Origin of the sequence: Aquincola tertiaricarbonis (assembly GCF_023573145.1) — a bacterium.
GTDB lineage: Bacteria > Pseudomonadota > Gammaproteobacteria > Burkholderiales > Burkholderiaceae_C > Aquincola > Aquincola tertiaricarbonis_B.
In genome coordinates, this window is the sequence record NZ_CP097635.1 from 304,257 (window position 1) to 319,701 (window position 15,445).

A 15,445-nucleotide genomic window follows, 5' to 3' on the forward strand; every position below is an offset into this window, starting at 1 on the left:
CGGGCCATCGGCCTGGCCGTCATGGCCGTGCTGGGTGCGGGCGCCACGGCGGCCCATGCGGCAACCCCCGCGCCGCCTGCGACCACGAGCCCGCAGCTGGAAGCCCTGCTGGCGCAGGAAGCGCAGCAGGCCGGCAACCCCGACTTCGATTACGCGCTGGGCGTGGCCGCGCTGGACGCCGGCCACCTCTCGCGCGCCATCTTCGCGCTGGAGCGTGTGGTGGCCGTGCAGCCCGGCAACGGGCCCGCACGGGCCGAACTGGCGCGTGCCTACCTCGCCGCCGGCGATGTGGCGCGCGGCCGTGAAGAGCTGATGCTGGTGCGGCGCAGTGAGCTGCCGCCCGAAGCGGCGCAGGCGATCGACCGCGTGCTGGGCGCGCTGGACGCATCGCACTCGGCCGACCGGCAGCGCAGGATCAACGGCTACGTGGAGGCTTCGCTGGCCCGCGACAGCAACGTCAACAGCGCCACCAACGCCGGCCAGTTCGCGCTGCCGGCCTTTGGTGGCCTGCTGTTCACGATGGCGCCTGAAGCGCGGCAGCGCAGCGACACGGTGCTGGGTGCCGCGGCAGGTGCCAGCGCGCAAGTGCCGCTGTCGGCCGACTGGGACCTGGTGGCCGGCGCCAACCTGCGCGCCACCTCACCGCGGCAGGTGCACGAGATGCAGACCACGGTGGCCGACTTCAGCCTGGGCGCCACGCACCTGGGCGAAGACCGCTCGCAGACCCTGGCCTGGCAAAGCACCGGCGCCTGGCTGGACGGTGGCCGCTACCGCACGGCCCACGGCGTGGCGGCGCAATGGCAGCAGCAGCTGGACCGCAGCACCCAGGGCAACGTCTTTGCCCAGCTGTCGCGCCAGTCGTATGCCGGCCAGGCCGAACGCAACACCGACCGCGGGGTGCTGGGCCTGGCCCTGGCACGCTCCTTCGGCGAAGGGCAGCGCCTGGCCTACGGCAGCGTGTACCGCGTGCGTGAGCGGCCGCGCGATGGCGCCAACGGCGGCCTCAACGACCACCACGGCCACCAGGGCTATGGCGCCCGCCTGGGCGCCGAGCAGGCGCTGGGCCCGGCCACGCTGTTCGTGGAGTGGCAGGTCGAGCGGCGCCACTACGGCGGCACCGAGCCCCTGTTCGACGTGCGGCGTCATGACCACCAAAGCGACTGGCTGGCGGGCCTGCGCTGGTCCATCGGCCGCCAGTGGCAGCTGCTGCCGCAGCTGCGGCGCACGATCGCCCGTTCCAACGTCGTGCTGTACGACTACCAAAGGACCGTCGTGCAGGTCGCCGTCCGCCGGGAGTTCTGAAGATGTTGCCCACCCCCCAGAAAAACATCCCGCGGCGCGCCACGCGCTCGGCCGTGGCCGCCGGCGTGCTGCTGCTGATGTCGGGCCTGGCGGCCGCCGAGCCGGCGGCCACCGTGCTGTTCGCATCGGGCGACGTGCGCATCCGCTCCGCGCAGGGCGTGCTGCGCACGCCCGCCAAGGGCGCGGTCGTCGATTCAGGCGACACCGTCGAGACCGGTCGCGGCCGGCTGCAGCTGCGCATGGTGGACGGCGCCATGATGTCGCTGCAGGAAGACACCGTGCTGCGGCTGGACGAGTACCACCTGGCCGGCGCCGCCGGCGATGACGAGAAGGGCTTCATGAGCCTGGTCAAGGGCGGCCTGCGCACCATCAGCGGCAGCATCGGCAAGGCCCGCCAGGAGCGCTACAAGCTCGAGACACCCGCCGGCACCATCGGCATCCGCGGCACCGAGTACGCCGCCTCGCTGGACCAGGGGCTGCGCGTCAGCGTCTTCGGTGGCCGCGTGGCGGTGTGCAACGACGGCGGCTGTGTCGACGTGCCCAAGGGCTTTGGCGCGGTGACGCCCAGCAAGTCGGTGCGGCCCGCCGTGAGCACCAAGCTGGCCGTGGTGGTGACACCGGCCGAGACCACGGCGCAGACCGGCACGGACAAGGCCGCGGCCGAAGGCGGCACGACCCAGGCATCGGGCTCGTCCTCGGCGACCACGCCGCTGGCCAGCGCCTTGCCCAGCACCCCGGTGGTGGCCACCGAAGGTGAACGGGTGGCCCGCTACGTGGCCACCGTGCTGTCTTCACCCGAGCCGGTGCTGCCCAGCCCCGCGCCTTCACCCGGCGCCGAGGACGTGCTGCCCGGCCTGGGCCAAGCCGGCGCGCCGGCACCGGCGACCGGCCCCGCGCCCATCACCATCACGCCGGCGCCGCTGCCCCCTGCAGCACCTGCGCCCGCCCCGGTGCCTGCCCCTGCGCCTGCGGACGGTGGCGGCGCTGCACCAACGCCCGCCCCGTCGCCTGCGCCCTCGCCTGCTCCTTCACCAGCTCCTTCGCCTACGCCTGCGCCCTCTCCGGCCCCGTCGCCTTCCCCATCACCTGCGCCGAGCCCGACGCCTGCACCGGCACCGGAACCTGCACCCGCACCCGCGCCGGCCCCGGTGCCGCCGGCGCCGCGCGTGCCGCTGCCCAACGGCGTGGGCACGGTGGCCCTGGTGTGGACCACGGACAAGGGCGAGCCCGGCTCGGGCCTGACCAGCGGCAAGCGCACCTTCGCGCCCAACAGCGGCCTGACCGACCTCGACGAGACCGCCAAGGACAAGAAGATGCTGGACAAGGGCGTGCCGGTGGACCCGGGCGCCGACGGCACGGTGGCCTGGGGCCGCTGGACCGGGGGCGAGTCCAAGGTCAAGGACGGCAACGGCGATGGCAAGGGCAAGCTGGCCACGCTGCACTACGTGGCCTTCGTGGGGCAGCCCAGCCTGCCTGCCATCGGCAGCTACAAGTCGTTCGCCGCCACCGCACCCACGGTGACGCGCGAAGGCAAGATGGTGGCCACCGGCGTCATCAACACCGCCAGCGGCAACGTGACGCTGGCGCTCACCGGGCTGGGCCTGGGCGGCGCCACCTACCAACTCACCGTGCCCGTGGCCGGCCAGACCTTCTCGCTGAGCGGCCTGGCCGCGCAGGTGGGCAGCTTCGGCTTTGCCGGTGCCTCCACCATCAGCAGCACCGGCAACGGCTGCAGCGGTGGCTGCACCGGCACGCTGGGTGACGGCATCTCGGTGCGCGGCCTGCTGGGCGGCACCGGCAACAGCCGCCTGGGCGTGACCTACGGCTTCGACAGCCGGCTGGGCAACGTCACCGGTGTGATTGTCTTCAAGCCCTGACGCCATGGACCTGTCCGACATGCTTCGCCTGCGGGTGCCGGCCGGCACCGCACCCGGCCACGTGCAGCGCGGCGCCGTGCGCGGCCGGCTGGTGCTGGCCACCGGCGCGCCGAGCGCCGGCATGGAGGCGGGTGTGGATGCGCTGCTGGACGAGCTGCGCCAGGCGCGCTTCCTGGTGCGGCGGGTGGGCCTGGCCGAGGCGGCCGACGCCATCGGCCTGAACCCGCCAGATGCGTTGCTGGTCCACGCCGTGGCCGCGCCGGCCGAGATGCTGGCGCTGGTCCGGCAGGTGCGCGGCCAGGCCGCCTGCGCCGGCCTGCCGGTGGTGGTGATCGCCACGCCCGAGCTGGACGCGATGCGCGGACCGGCCATGGTGGCCGGCGCCACCCACTGGCTCACCCTGCCGGTGCACATGGCGGCGCTCACCGGCATCCTGACCCACGGCATGCTGCTCAAGCGGCTGCAGGGCGCGCCTCAGGCGACGCCGGCACGGCCGGCCATCGAACACCTGGACGCCCTGATCGACACCGGCCTGCGGCTGGCGATGGAGCGCGACCGCGCCACGCTGCTGCGGCACCTGCTCACCTCGGGCCAGAAGCTGCTGAACTGCGATGGCGGCACCATGTACATGGTGACCGAGCAGGACACGCTGCGCTTCGAGATGCGCACGCGCGACGACGCGCTGCCCAGCCTGGAGATTCCGCTGCACCAGCCCTGCAGCGGGCAGCCGAACCTGAGCTACGTCTCGGTGTTCACCGCCCTCCACAACCGCTCGGTCGTCATCGACGACGTGTATGCCGAGACGCGCTTCGACCTCAGCGGCACGCGGGCCTTCGACGCGAAGAGCGGCTACCGCACGGTGTCGATGCTGGCGGTGCCCATCTCGCCACGCGGCGGCCAGGCCGTGGGCGTGCTGCAGTTCTTCAATGCGCTGGACCGCGACACCGGCGCGGTGGTGCCCTTCGACGCCCGCATGGTGCAGCTGGTGGAGGCGCTGGCCGCGCAGGCCGCCGTGGCGCTGGACAACATCGCGCTGGTGGAGTCGCAGAAGCAGCTGATGGAGAGCCTGATCCGCCTGCTGGCCACCGCCATCGACGCCAAGAGCCCGTACACCGGCCGCCACTGCGAACGCGTGCCCGAGCTGGCGATGATGCTGGCCCAGGCGGCCTGCGACGCGCAGGAAGGGCCTCTGGCCGACTTCCGCTTCGCCAACGAGGCCGAGTGGCAGGAGTTCCGCATCGGCGCCTGGCTGCACGACTGCGGCAAGGTGACGACGCCGGAGTACGTCATCGACAAGGCCACCAAGCTGGAGACGATCTACAACCGCATCCACGAGGTTCGCATGCGCTTCGAGGTGCTGTGGCGCGACCTGGAGATCGAGGAGCTGCGCGCCGCCGCCGCGCAGCCCTTGACCGCCCAAGAGGCCGCCGGCTTCGCCGCGCGCCGGCAGGCGCTGCAGGACGACTTCGCCTTCGTCGCGCAGTGCAACCTGGGCGGCGAGACCATGCGCGCGGAAGACCTGGCGCGGCTGCAGCAGCTCGCGCAGGTCACCTGGGTGCGGCACTTCGACGACCGCCTGGGCCTGTCGGCCGCCGAGCTGGACCGCCGGCGCGACGAGCCGCCGGCCGCGCTGCCGGCGATGGAACGGCTGCTGGCCGACCGGCCGCACGACGTGATCCCGCGCCCGCCCGAGCAGGCGCTGGACCCGGCCTTCGGCTTTCGCATGGCGGTGCCGCAGCACCTGTACAACTATGGCGAGCTGCACAACCTGGGCGTTCGCCGTGGCACGCTGACCGCTGAAGAGCGCTACAAGATCAACGAGCACATGGTGCACACCATCATGATGCTGGAGCGCATGCCCTTTCCGAAGGAGCTGCGCCGGGTGCCCGAATACGCCGGCACCCACCATGAACGCATGGACGGCAAGGGCTACCCCCGCGCGCTGCAGGCGGCCGAACTGGCGGTGCCCTCGCGCATCATGGCGGTGGCCGACGTGTTCGAAGCCTTGACCGCATCGGACCGGCCGTACAAGAAGGCCAAGACGCTGTCCGAAGCCCTGACGGTGCTGCGCGGCATGGCGGGCGACCATGTCGACCCGCACGTCTTCAACCTGTTCGTCAGCTCGGGCGTCTTCCTGACATTCGCCCGCAAGCACCTGCAGCCGGAGCAGATCGACGTGACGGACGGCCGTGCCTTCATGGTGGACATCCGATGAGCACGACCTTCACCGGCTCCGCCGAAGAAGCCGCCCACGTGCTCACCGAGCTGATGAGCGCGATGGCACGGGTGCCGCTCAAGCTCTCGGCCACCTGGCACACCACCGCCGCCCACCTGCAGGCGGACGGCTGCCCGGCCGTCGCGCGGGCCGGCACCCGCATCGCGCAGTGGATCGACCAGCAGGCGCGGCAGATCGACCGCCATGCGTACCACAACCGCCAGCATGTGTGCGAGGTGATGCTGGCCGCCGCCTTCCTCGGCCGCCTGCACCGACTGGCCGCACCGCAGCTGCAACTGCTGCTGCTGGCGGCCCTGGTGCACGACCTGGACCATCCGGGCCGGCCCGGGCCGCACTTCGCGGCCGAGCGGCGCGCGGTGCTGCGCGCACAGCCCTTCCTGCAAGGCGCTGGCGTGCCGCCAAAGGCGCAGCAGCAGCTGGCGGCCCTGGTGCTGGCCACCGAACCGAACGAAGGCGTGCCCTGGGCGCTGGCTGCAGGCGCCGCCACGCCCCAGGCCTCATCCACACCATCCGCCGCACCGCCGGCCGCGCCCGAGCTGCAGCTGCTGCGGGAGGACGCCGCCCTGGCCCGCCTGGCCTGCCTGCTGTGCGAGGCCGACATCCTGCCGTCCGTGGGTCTGACGCCGGCCTACGCGCTGGCGCTGCATGCACGGCTGGCCGCCGAATGGGGCCGTGTGCTGGCGCCCTCGGACAAGCTGAGCTTCGTCGAGCGGACCCTGGCCCAGGGCACCGTGGGCGCCTTCTTCCTGCCCAACGTGCAGCGGCTGCGCCAGGCGCTGCTGACCGACCTGGCCCACCATGCCGTGGCTTGAGCGGCTGCGCACGCAGGGGCTGTGGCTGCTGCCTGCCACCACGCTGGCGCTGGTGGTGCTGGTGGCCTGGCACGACCCCGGCCTGCTGCGCGGCCTGCGCCATGCGGTGTTCGACCAGGCCCAGCGCTGGTCGCCGCGGGAGCCTGAGCCGGCACCGGTGCTGATCGTCGACATCGACGAAGAGAGCCTGCGCCGCGTGGGCCAGTGGCCCTGGCCGCGCACGCAGGTGGCCGAGCTGGTGGCGCGGCTGCACGAAGCCGGCGCCGCCGCGGTGGGGCTGGACGTGGTGTTCGCGGAGGCCGACCGCACCTCCCCGCGCGAGCTGCTGAAATCCACGCGCCTGCCGCGCGAGGCCGCTGCCCTGCTGCAGGGCCTGCCCGACCATGACGAGGTGCTGGCCACCGCGTTGCAGGCGGGCCCGGTGGCGCTGGGCTTCGCGCTCAGCGACACCGAAGCCGCGAGCGACTGCCAGTCGCCTGCCGGCATCGTCACGCTGGGTGGTGCGGCCGATGCGCAGCTGCGCCGCTTCGGCGGCTGCGTGCACAGCCTGCCGGTGTTGGCCCAGGCGGCGCAAGGCCATGGTGCGCTGAGCTTCATCCCCGACGAGGACGGCGTCGTGCGCCGGCTGCCCCTGCTGTTCGACCTCGGCGGCCACCTGGCGCCTTCGCTGGCCGCCGAGACGCTGCGGCTGGCGCTGGGCGCCCAGCGCTACACCGTGCAGGCCGCGCCCGATGGCGGCGGCGTGATCGGCGTGCAGATCGGCCGGCTGCGCATACCCACGACGGCCAATGCCTCGATCTGGGTGCACTACACGCCGCCGCAGCGCGACCGCTACGTGCCGGCCTGGCAGGTGCTGGCCGGCCAGACCCCGCCCGACCTGTTTCGCCAGCACCTGGTGCTGGTGGGCACCTCGGCCCAGGGCCTGCTGGACCTGCGCTTCAGCCCGCTGGGCGGCGTGATCCCCGGCGTGGAGGTGCATGCGCAGGCGCTGGAACAGATCCTCACCGGCCACTGGCTGCAGCGGCCGGGCTGGGCACCGGCGGCCGAGGTGGTGGCCGTGGCCCTGGGTGGGCTGCTGGTTGCCATCGCGGCGATGACCTGCGGCGCGCTGCCGTCGGCCGCGGCCTTCGGCACATTGGCCGCTGCGCTGCTGGGCGGGTGCTGGTGGGCCTTCACGCGGCAGGGCCTGCTGCTCGACCCGGTGCTGCCCAGCCTGGGCATGCTGGCCGTGTTCCTGCCCACCACGGTGCTGCGCCACATGGTGAGCGAACGGCGGCAGCGCTGGGTGCGGCATGCCTTCGCACGCTATGTGTCGCCCAACCTGGTGGACTACCTGATCACGCAGCCGCAGGCCCTGGAACTGGGCGGCCGGCGCCAGCGCTGCAGCTTCGTGTTCACCGACCTGGCGGGCTTCACCTCGGTGATGGAACGCATGGACCCGGCGCAGGCCGTCACCCTGCTCAACCAGTACCTGGACGGCATGATCGCCATCGCCTTTGCGCACGAAGGCACGCTGGACCGCATCGTCGGCGACGCGGTGGCCATCGTGTTCTCGGCCCCGGTGCAGCAGGCCGACCATGAACAGCGCGCGGTGCGCTGCGCGTTGGCGATGCACCGCTTTGCGCAGGACTACCTGGCCGCCCGTCGCGCCGAAGGCGTGGAGTTCTGCGAGACGCGCATCGGCGTGCACACCGGCGAGGTGATCGTCGGCAACTTCGGCGGCAGCACCATCTTCGACTACCGGGCGCTGGGCGACCCGGTGAACACCGCTTCGCGGCTGGAGGGCGCCAACAAGTACCTGGGCACCCACGTGTGCCTGTCGCAGGCCACGCTGGACGGCTGCCCCGGCCTGCCGGTGCGCCCGGTGGGGCGCCTGCGCGTGGCTGGCCGCCAGGAAGCCATCATGGTGTACGAGCCGCTGGACGCGACCGACGGCCAGGCCGTGCAGCAGGAGGCTTATGCCCAGGCCTATGCCGCGATGATGGCCGGCAGCAGCGCGGCCGCGGCGCAGTTCAAGCACCTGCATGCGCAAAGCCCGGGCGATCGCCTGGTGCAGCTGCATGCCACGCGCCTGGACTCGGGCGCCATCGACAACCTCATCGAGCTGTCGGGCAAATGAGCGCACGGACGAGCCTGCGATGACCCCTGCCGACCCGATGGACCTGTTTGCGGTGTGGTCCTGCGATGCGCAGGGCCGGTGCACCCACTGGCAGGCCGCCACCGCAGGCCCGCTGCCGCCGGCCCACGGCCTGCCGCTGGTGCAGTGGCTGCAGCAGGCAGGTGCGGAACCCGCCGGGGCCGCGCTGGGCACCCTCACCACCGCCTTTGCCGCACGCCAGCCCTTCCAGGTCGAGGTGCCGGTGCTGTGCGCCGATGGCAGCGCACGAAGGCTGATGCTCTGCGGCCTGCCGGCCGGCGATGGGCACCAGGGCTTCGTGCTCGACGTGGGCGCGCGACAGGCGGCCCTGGAATCGGCGCTGCGCACCGCGGTGCAGGACCGCCTGCTGGTGACGCACAGCACCGACCTGATCGCCCACTGCGACCTGCAAGGCCGCTACGTGTCCATCTCGCCTTCGTACGGCCGGCTGATCGGCTGGACCGATGCCGAGCTGGTGGGACGCCTGGTGACCGACCTCCTGCACCCCGATGACCGGGCGCCGGCCGAAGCCGCGCTGGCGCACCTGATGGGCGGCGGTGAGATCGTCGAGGCGGTGGAAGTGCGCAAGCGCCACCGCGACGGCCACTACGTGACCGTGGGCACCAAGGCCTCGCCGGTGATGGACAGCGCCGGCCAGTGTCTGGGCGCCGTGCTGGTGTCGCGCGACATCCGGCGCGAGAAGGCGCGCATCCAGAACCTGGAGACGCTGGCCCGGCACGACGTGCTGACCGGCCTGCCCAACCGCGCGTGGATCGAAGAGCACCTGCAGACGCTGCTGGCGGTGCACGACGATGGGGCCGCCACGGCGCTGCTCTTCATCGACCTGAACGGCTTCAAGGCCGTCAACGACCGGCAGGGCCATGCCGCCGGCGACGAACTGCTGCGCCAGGTGGGCCGGCGCCTGCAGCAGGGCATGCGCCCCGGAGATGCGGTGGCACGGCTGGGCGGCGACGAGTTCGTGGTGGTGGCCCGCTGCAGCGATGCCCGCGCCGCCGCGCGGCTGGCGCAACGCCTGCTGGACAGCCTGGAGCAGCCCTTCTGCGTGCAGGAGCAGCCGGTGCGCATCGGCGCTTCCATCGGCATCAGCCTGGCAGGCGACGACACCCACTGCACCGCCCTGCTGCTGCGCCGGGCCGATGCCGCCATGTACCAGGCCAAGGCCTGCGACCGCTCGGCTTTCCGGTTCTTCGAGGCCGACGGGGGCCTGCACCATCAGCCCATGTAGGGCTCGGTCATGGACCGGGCGCAGGCCGGGTCAGCCCGACTTCAGAAGTGGTATTCGGCGCGGATCATCGGCGTCTTGGCCGTCGCACCGGGCCCGGCACCCGCGCCGCGGGCGGTGGTCGGGTTGCCGAACTTGTTCTTCCAGTACTGGTACTCGATGCCCATCTTGAACTTGTTCTTGCTGCCGAACAAGGTGCTCACGTCGTACATCAGCTGCATGTCGATGTTGGTCTCGGCCTTGGTGTCGCCACCGAACTCGTTGTCGCCCTTGGAGGCGATGAAGTTGGCGTAGCCCTCGAAGGTCAGCGGGATGCTCTGCGACACCGGAATGCCCCAGGACGCCGTCAGCATCGGGTGGGTCTTGTAGGTGTAGCGCGGCGTGCTGGTGTTGGTGAAGGTGTTGTACGGCGCGTTGCTTTCCTTGAGCAGCAGCAGGCTCACGTTCAGGAAGCCGGGCACGTCGAACATCACCGTGGGGCCCAGCACCAGCATGCGCTTCTTCGAGTTGTAGCCCGCATCGGTCTTGGTGTTGGCGTCGAAGCCGGCGGTCAGGCCCAGGCCGCGCATCGGGCCGTACTTGAACGAGCTGCCGGTGACGGCCCCCAGGTCGAGCGTGTGGCGGTAGACGATGTAGACCTCGTGCGCACCGTCGCTGGAGCCCGCGCTGGAGGGGTCCTTGCTGTCCGACATCAGGAAGTCGGCATTGAAGAAGTTGGTGCCGTACTTGTAGCCGCTGGCGTGCGTCAGGTTGATGATGTTCTTCTTGATGTCGTTCGAGCCGAAGGGCTCGGCGAACTTGTTGCCGGTGCGAAAGCCGATCGAGGTGTCACTCCAGTCAGCGGCCTGCACCGCAGGCGCCAGCAGCGCAGCGGCAAGTGCCGTCAAGGAGGTTGCAAGGCGCAGCGAGCCGGCACGCGAGAAAGGCTGGGACAAGGGAGTTCTCCGGAAGGTGATGACCGTCCATCAGGTCGCTCACCCATCTGCACGAACCGGGCCAAGAACGCATTCAAGCTTTGCACACAAGCTGTGCATGCATAGGAACGCTCAACAGCACGCCTTGAAGACCGACAGCAGCGCAAACGGCATCATCAAAGATCTGCAGGCCAATCAGGAGCTGCCATGCTGACATCACGCCTCGCCGCCGCCCTCGCCATCGCCCTCGCCGTTTGTGCCTGGAGCGCAAGCGCCGCCCTTGTGGTGGACACCGGAACACCCCCTGGGGGGCCGACCGGTGCCTCGCTGTACAACGAGCAGTCGCTCGGTGCATCGTTCGTCGTGCCGGTGGCCACCACCATCACCCTGGTGGAGGGCTTCATGCGCTCCACTTACGGCGGTGCGCTCACGGTCAAGCTCTACGCCGGTGCGCCAGGCGGCTCACCGCTCTACACGTTCGCGCGAGAGGTGCCCGCCACGTTCGACCCTCGCTGGGAATCTTTCGGCGCCCTCGCCTGGGCCGTTCAAGCGGGCACCTACACCCTGGCCTTTGAGCCGACCACCTTCTCCGGCTACATGACGTCGCCGGCGCCGCGGCCGCTGGACGATGAGTGGAACCAGACGTTCAACCGGCCCTGGACGAAGATCGGCGGCGTCGACGGACTTGGCATTCGGGTCCATGTCACCGCCGTGCCCGAGCCGGCGACCTGGTGGCTGATGGCCAGCGCCCTGGGGCTGGCAGCCGCCACCCGGCTAGAGTACCGCCGCCTCAACCCCTGGAGTGGCCGATGCGGCTCACGCCCCCCACCCTGCCCCTGACCGCCTGCCTGCTGATGACCAGCGTGCTGCCGCCGGCGTGGGCCACCGACTGGTCGGCGGCGGCGGCCCTGGGCACCGACCTGGTGGCCAAGGGGCTGAGCAAGACGGGCGGCCAGCCCGCGGTCAGCCTGGACCTGGGCTGGCGCAACGACGCGGGCTGGACGCTGTCGGCCGGCGCCGCCACCTTGCACGACCGCCGCGCCGTCGAGCTGACGCTGGGCGTCGGCTGGCAGCGCCAGTGGGACGCCGACTGGCTGACCCAGCTGGGCCTGGTGCGCTACGACAACACCCGCGGCCGCCAGGCGGCCAGCGGCTACACCGAGGCCTACGCCTCCGTGGGCTGGCGTGGCCAGGTCTCGCTGCTGGTGGCGCTGTCGCCCGACACGCGCATGGACCCCAGCCGGCCCGATGCGCCGGCCCACACCAGCCGCCTGGCCGAGCTGGCCGTGCACCACCGGCTGGCCGGGCCGTGGGCCGTCGATGCCGGCGTGGGCCACATCGACTTCAACGACCTGCACAGCTACCGCTACGCCAGCCTGGGCCTGGGCTGGAGCCAGGGGCCGTGGCAGGTGTTCATCACCCGGATCGACAGCAATGCGGGCCAGCGCGGGGTGGTGGCGCCGTCGGTGGCCGGCGGGCGCACGGTGTTCACGGTCACACGACAACTGCGCTGAAAATTTTTTAAGCCGCACACAACCTTTGGGGCCTCAGGCAGCCACTCACGGGCAGAACGCGCTGAAAGACCCGGCCCTTGCCGGGTGCGCTGCACCGAGAGGACGTTGCCTTGGACCAGATCGACCCCGTGGCCGTGCTGCGCATGGCCTTGATACTCACCCACCTGCTGGCCTTTGCCGTGGCGGCGGCCGGCACCGCCTTCGGCGATTTCGCCATCTTCGCCCGCCAGCGGGTGGACACCGAGCTGCTGCACCAGGCCACCCAGGCCGTGGCCGGCGCGCTGGCGCTGCTGTGGCTCAGCGGGCTGGCCATCATCGGCCTGGACACCGGTTTTGCGCTGGACGCGCTGGCCCAGCGGCCCAAGCTGCTGGCCAAGCTGACGGTGGTGGCCGTGCTCACGCTCAACGGCGCGGCGCTGCACCTGCATGTGTTCGACCGGCTCAGCCAACCACAGGCCAACCCCTTGTGCGCCGCGTGGCTGCCCAGCGTGCTGGGCGCCGTCAGCGCGGCCAGCTGGCTGTACGCCGCCTTCGTCGGCGTGGCCAAGGCGGTGACGCCGCTGCTGGGCTACGGCGGCTTCATGGCGCTGTACGGCCTGACCTTGGCCGTGGCGGTGGCGGTGGCGCTGACCGTGGTGCGGCCGCGGCTGGCCAGCCGGCTGGCGCCCGCCCCGTGGCCGGCCACGCCGGGCCGGGGCGCGGGCCTGCAGATGGCGGCCCTGGGCGCCGATAACGGGGCGTCGGCCGGCACGGCCGGTCAGTCGTGAGCCCGATCAACCGGCCCAGCCATTCCGCCATGCCCCCGCCCTTACCCGCTGCGCCCGACGAGGCCGAAGACCAGGTCGCCCGCGCCTGGCTGCGCGCCGCCGCCGCCGGCGACCGCGATGCCTTCGGTTGCCTGTACCGCCAGCTGTACCCGCGGCTGCGCCGCTTCCTGGCGCGCCTGAACCCGCGCCACGACCAGGTGGACGAAGCCATCAACGACGCCATGCTGGTGGTGTGGCGCCGGGCCGGTGAATTCCGGGGCGAGTCGCGCGTCAGCACCTGGGTCACCGGCATCGCCTACCGCTGCCAGCTGCAGGCCCTGCGCCGTGCCGCGCCCGCCGATGAGGTGAGCGCATCGGCGCCGGAGGCGGCCGATGCCGCGCTGCGGCCGGACGACGCCGACGCCACCGGCCGCCACGAACTGCGAGACTGGCTGGACCAGGGCCTGCAGCGCCTGCCCGCCGACCAGCGCAGCACCTTGCTGCTGGCCTACGTGATGGGCGAAAGCTGCGAAGACATCGCCCAGATCATGGGCTGCCCGGTGGGCACGGTGAAGGCACGGCTGTTCCACGCGCGGGTGCGGCTGCGCCACCTGCTGCCCGACCTGGCCAACGCCACCCGCCCATCCGCCAACGGAGACTGGACATGAACCCGGCCGAAGACATCCACCGCCGCACCTGGGAGCAAATGACCTGGGTGGTGAGCGGCAGCGCCGATGCGGCCACCCGCGACGAAGTGGCCCGCCACCTGGCCGGCTGCGAGCGCTGCCGGGAGGAGTACGACTTTCAATGCCGCCTGCGCGACGCGCTGCAGGCCGACCCGGCGGCAGCCGCTACCCCTGCCACGGCCGGACACCCGGCCGACCCCGCGCTGAAGGCCCTGTGGGCGCAGGTGGATGCGCAGGACGCGGCCCAGGCCCAGCCCGTTCCGGCACCCGCCGCCTGGGCGCCGATGCCTGCCGCCGACCCACGGCCGGCGGCCAATGCCCCGGCCTGGCAGCGCTGGCTGGTGGCCGCGGTGGTGGTGCAGGCCGTGGCGCTGGTGGTGATGTCGGGCACGGCGCTGCGGCCCGAAACCGCCCCCGGCTACGGCACGCTGAGCAGTGCACCCGCAGGCACGCCGCCGGCCCAGCTGCGCGTGGCGCCCGCGCCCGGCACCAGCCTGGGCGACTGGCAGGCGCTGCTGCGCAGCGAACGCCTGCGGGTGGTGGACACCAGCGCCGACGGCCGCTTTTACGGACTGGCCAGCGAGGGCGGCATGCCGCCCGATGCGGCGCAGCTGGCGCGGCTGCGCGCCGACCCCCGGCTGCAGCTGGTGGAGCCGGTGCCCCGATGAGCCCGCACCCCCCACTGCTGCGGGCCGCGCTGGCCCTGGCCCTGGGCCTGCTGCTGGCGGTGCTGGCCGGCTGCGCCACGCCGGCCCCGCATGCGGCGCTGGTGGCAGCCGACCCGGCCGACAGCCAGGGCCGGCTGCTCATCGTGGCGGTGGTGGACGGGCCGCAGGCACAGCCGGCGGCCGGTGCCTCGCCCCGCGCCGCCTACCGGCTGGGCGCCGGTTACGCCGGCAGCGACGCCGCCCAGGCGGTGGCGCAATCGGTGGCCGCCGACCATGCGTTGACCGAAATCTCCGCCTGGACCATCGATGCGCTGCGGCTGCGCTGCATGCTGTTCCGGCTGCCGCCCGGCGCCGACCGCGACGAGGTGCTGCGCCTGCTGGGCAACGACCCCCGCGTGCAGCTGGTGCAGCCGGTGCAGCAGTTCGAGACCTATGGCCAGGGCGCGGCCGCCGCGCCGGCCTACAACGACCCCTACCTGACGCTGCAGCTGGGCTTTGCCCGCATGGGCGCCGCGGCCGCCCAGCGCCTGGGCCGCGGCGAAGGCGTGCGGGTGGCGGTGATCGACACCGTGGTGGACGCCGGCCATCCCGACCTGGCCGAGCGGGTGCTGCGCCAGCGCGACTTCGCCACCGGCCTGCCCGCGGGCCCGGCTGAGCGACACGGCACCGAAGTGGCGGGCATCCTGGCCGCGGTGGAGAACAACCGCATCGGCATCGCCGGGGTGGCGCCCGCGGTGCAGGTGCTGGCCTACCGAGCCTGCTGGTCGGTGCCCGCGCCGGCCCAGGGCGACCGCTGCGACACCTTCTCGCTGGCGCAGGCACTGTCGCAAGCCATCAGCGACCGGGCCGACGTCATCAACCTGAGCCTGGGCGGCCCGGCCGACCCGCTGCTGCAGCGGCTGGTGGAGGCCGCGCTGCAGCGTGGCACCGTGGTGGTGGGTGCACTGCCGCCCAGCGGCCGGGCCGAGGGCTTTCCCACCGGCGTGCCGGGCGTGCTGGCGGCGGCGGTGGCCGAGGCCGGTACCGTGCCACCCGGTGCACTGCCGGCGCCGGGGCGCGAGGTGCTGACGCTGCAACGCCATGGCGCCTACGGCCTGGCCACCGGCAGCTCGATGGCGGCCGCCCACATCAGCGGCGCGGTGGCGCTGCTGCGCAGCCTGCAGCCCCGCCTCGACGGCCCCACGGCCTACCAGCTGCTGCAGCCGACCGCCCCGGCCGCCGGCATGCCGGTCGGCCTGTGCCAGGCCGCGCAACGCCTGCGGCCGGCCGCCGCGGCCCGCTGCGAAGCGGTGCCCTGAGGGCGGCCAGGG

Annotated in this window: 13 protein-coding genes; 12 read left to right on the plus strand and 1 reads right to left on the minus strand. The window is 72.5% G+C overall.

The features are described 5' to 3' along the window. The first annotated feature begins 21 nt into the window (after window positions 1-21). From MW290_RS01355 to MW290_RS01380, 6 genes are read left to right on the plus strand one after another with little or no spacing between them, the layout of a single operon-like run. A complete protein-coding gene (locus MW290_RS01355; protein WP_250195569.1) occupies window positions 22-1,302 on the plus strand; it encodes a surface lipoprotein assembly modifier in 1,281 nt (426 codons plus the stop codon). Window positions 1,303-1,304: 2 nt separating this feature from the next. Then, on the plus strand, window positions 1,305-3,179 hold the full coding sequence (locus MW290_RS01360; RefSeq protein WP_250195570.1) for a FecR domain-containing protein: 1,875 nt from the start codon (window positions 1,305-1,307) through the stop codon (window positions 3,177-3,179). A gap of 4 nt (window positions 3,180-3,183) precedes the next feature. After that, the gene (locus tag MW290_RS01365) at window positions 3,184-5,394 is read left to right on the plus strand and encodes an HD domain-containing phosphohydrolase (protein ID WP_250195571.1); all 2,211 of its coding nucleotides are present in this window, start codon (window positions 3,184-3,186) and stop codon (window positions 5,392-5,394) included. Then, complete coding sequence (locus MW290_RS01370) at window positions 5,391-6,227, plus strand: hypothetical protein (protein WP_250195572.1); 837 nt, start codon at window positions 5,391-5,393, stop codon at window positions 6,225-6,227. Before MW290_RS01365 ends, MW290_RS01370 begins: the two co-directional genes overlap by 4 nt. After that, a complete protein-coding gene (locus MW290_RS01375; RefSeq protein WP_250195573.1) occupies window positions 6,214-8,346 on the plus strand; it encodes a CHASE2 domain-containing protein in 2,133 nt (710 codons plus the stop codon). Before MW290_RS01370 ends, MW290_RS01375 begins: the two co-directional genes overlap by 14 nt. Window positions 8,347-8,365: 19 nt before the next feature. Further along, window positions 8,366-9,610, plus strand: a complete 1,245-nt coding sequence (locus tag MW290_RS01380) for a sensor domain-containing diguanylate cyclase (RefSeq protein ID WP_250195574.1) — start codon at window positions 8,366-8,368, stop codon at window positions 9,608-9,610. 41 nt (window positions 9,611-9,651) lie between these two features. Here the strand turns inward: MW290_RS01380 and MW290_RS01385 are convergent, their stop codons facing one another. Beyond that, on the minus strand, window positions 9,652-10,494 hold the full coding sequence (locus MW290_RS01385) for an outer envelope protein (RefSeq protein WP_250195575.1): 843 nt from the start codon (window positions 10,492-10,494) through the stop codon (window positions 9,652-9,654). Window positions 10,495-10,728: 234 nt separating this feature from the next. On the opposite strand from MW290_RS01385, the gene MW290_RS01390 reads away from it, so the two are divergent. The 6 genes from MW290_RS01390 to MW290_RS01415 all read left to right on the plus strand — a co-directional run bounded on the left by MW290_RS01390 (window position 10,729) and on the right by MW290_RS01415 (window position 15,433). Then, window positions 10,729-11,361, plus strand: a complete 633-nt coding sequence (locus MW290_RS01390; RefSeq protein ID WP_250195576.1) for a PEP-CTERM sorting domain-containing protein — start codon at window positions 10,729-10,731, stop codon at window positions 11,359-11,361. Further along, window positions 11,331-12,035 (plus strand): TorF family putative porin, encoded by a 705-nt coding sequence (locus tag MW290_RS01395; RefSeq protein WP_250195577.1) that lies wholly within the window; start codon window positions 11,331-11,333, stop codon window positions 12,033-12,035. Before MW290_RS01390 ends, MW290_RS01395 begins: the two co-directional genes overlap by 31 nt. Before the next feature lie 110 nt (window positions 12,036-12,145). Further along, entirely contained in the window at window positions 12,146-12,802 is a 657-nt protein-coding gene (locus MW290_RS01400) for a hypothetical protein (protein ID WP_250195578.1), read from the plus strand. 29 nt (window positions 12,803-12,831) lie between these two features. Further along, complete coding sequence (locus tag MW290_RS01405) at window positions 12,832-13,449, plus strand: RNA polymerase sigma factor (RefSeq protein WP_250195579.1); 618 nt, start codon at window positions 12,832-12,834, stop codon at window positions 13,447-13,449. Next, complete coding sequence (locus MW290_RS33070) at window positions 13,446-14,135, plus strand: zf-HC2 domain-containing protein (protein WP_310740084.1); 690 nt, start codon at window positions 13,446-13,448, stop codon at window positions 14,133-14,135. Before MW290_RS01405 ends, MW290_RS33070 begins: the two co-directional genes overlap by 4 nt. After that, entirely contained in the window at window positions 14,132-15,433 is a 1,302-nt protein-coding gene (locus MW290_RS01415) for a S8 family serine peptidase (protein WP_250196695.1), read from the plus strand. The genes MW290_RS33070 and MW290_RS01415 overlap by 4 nt, the downstream gene beginning before the upstream one ends. Window positions 15,434-15,445 lie beyond the last annotated feature (12 nt).

Bases quoted from the DNA above. Each gene is read 5' to 3' on its own strand.
- MW290_RS01355 (WP_250195569.1), top strand. From the start codon at position 22: ATGGCCGTGCTGGGTGCGGGCGCCACGGCGGCCCATGCGGCAACCCCC.
- MW290_RS01360 (WP_250195570.1), top strand. From the start codon at position 1,305: ATGTTGCCCACCCCCCAGAAAAACATCCCGCGGCGCGCCACGCGCTCG.
- MW290_RS01365 (WP_250195571.1), top strand. From the start codon at position 3,184: ATGGACCTGTCCGACATGCTTCGCCTGCGGGTGCCGGCCGGCACCGCA.
- MW290_RS01370 (WP_250195572.1), top strand. From the start codon at position 5,391: ATGAGCACGACCTTCACCGGCTCCGCCGAAGAAGCCGCCCACGTGCTC.
- MW290_RS01375 (WP_250195573.1), top strand. From the start codon at position 6,214: ATGCCGTGGCTTGAGCGGCTGCGCACGCAGGGGCTGTGGCTGCTGCCT.
- MW290_RS01380 (WP_250195574.1), top strand. From the start codon at position 8,366: ATGACCCCTGCCGACCCGATGGACCTGTTTGCGGTGTGGTCCTGCGAT.
- MW290_RS01390 (WP_250195576.1), top strand. From the start codon at position 10,729: ATGCTGACATCACGCCTCGCCGCCGCCCTCGCCATCGCCCTCGCCGTT.
- MW290_RS01395 (WP_250195577.1), top strand. From the start codon at position 11,331: ATGCGGCTCACGCCCCCCACCCTGCCCCTGACCGCCTGCCTGCTGATG.
- MW290_RS01405 (WP_250195579.1), top strand. From the start codon at position 12,832: ATGCCCCCGCCCTTACCCGCTGCGCCCGACGAGGCCGAAGACCAGGTC.
- MW290_RS33070 (WP_310740084.1), top strand. From the start codon at position 13,446: ATGAACCCGGCCGAAGACATCCACCGCCGCACCTGGGAGCAAATGACC.
- MW290_RS01415 (WP_250196695.1), top strand. From the start codon at position 14,132: ATGAGCCCGCACCCCCCACTGCTGCGGGCCGCGCTGGCCCTGGCCCTG.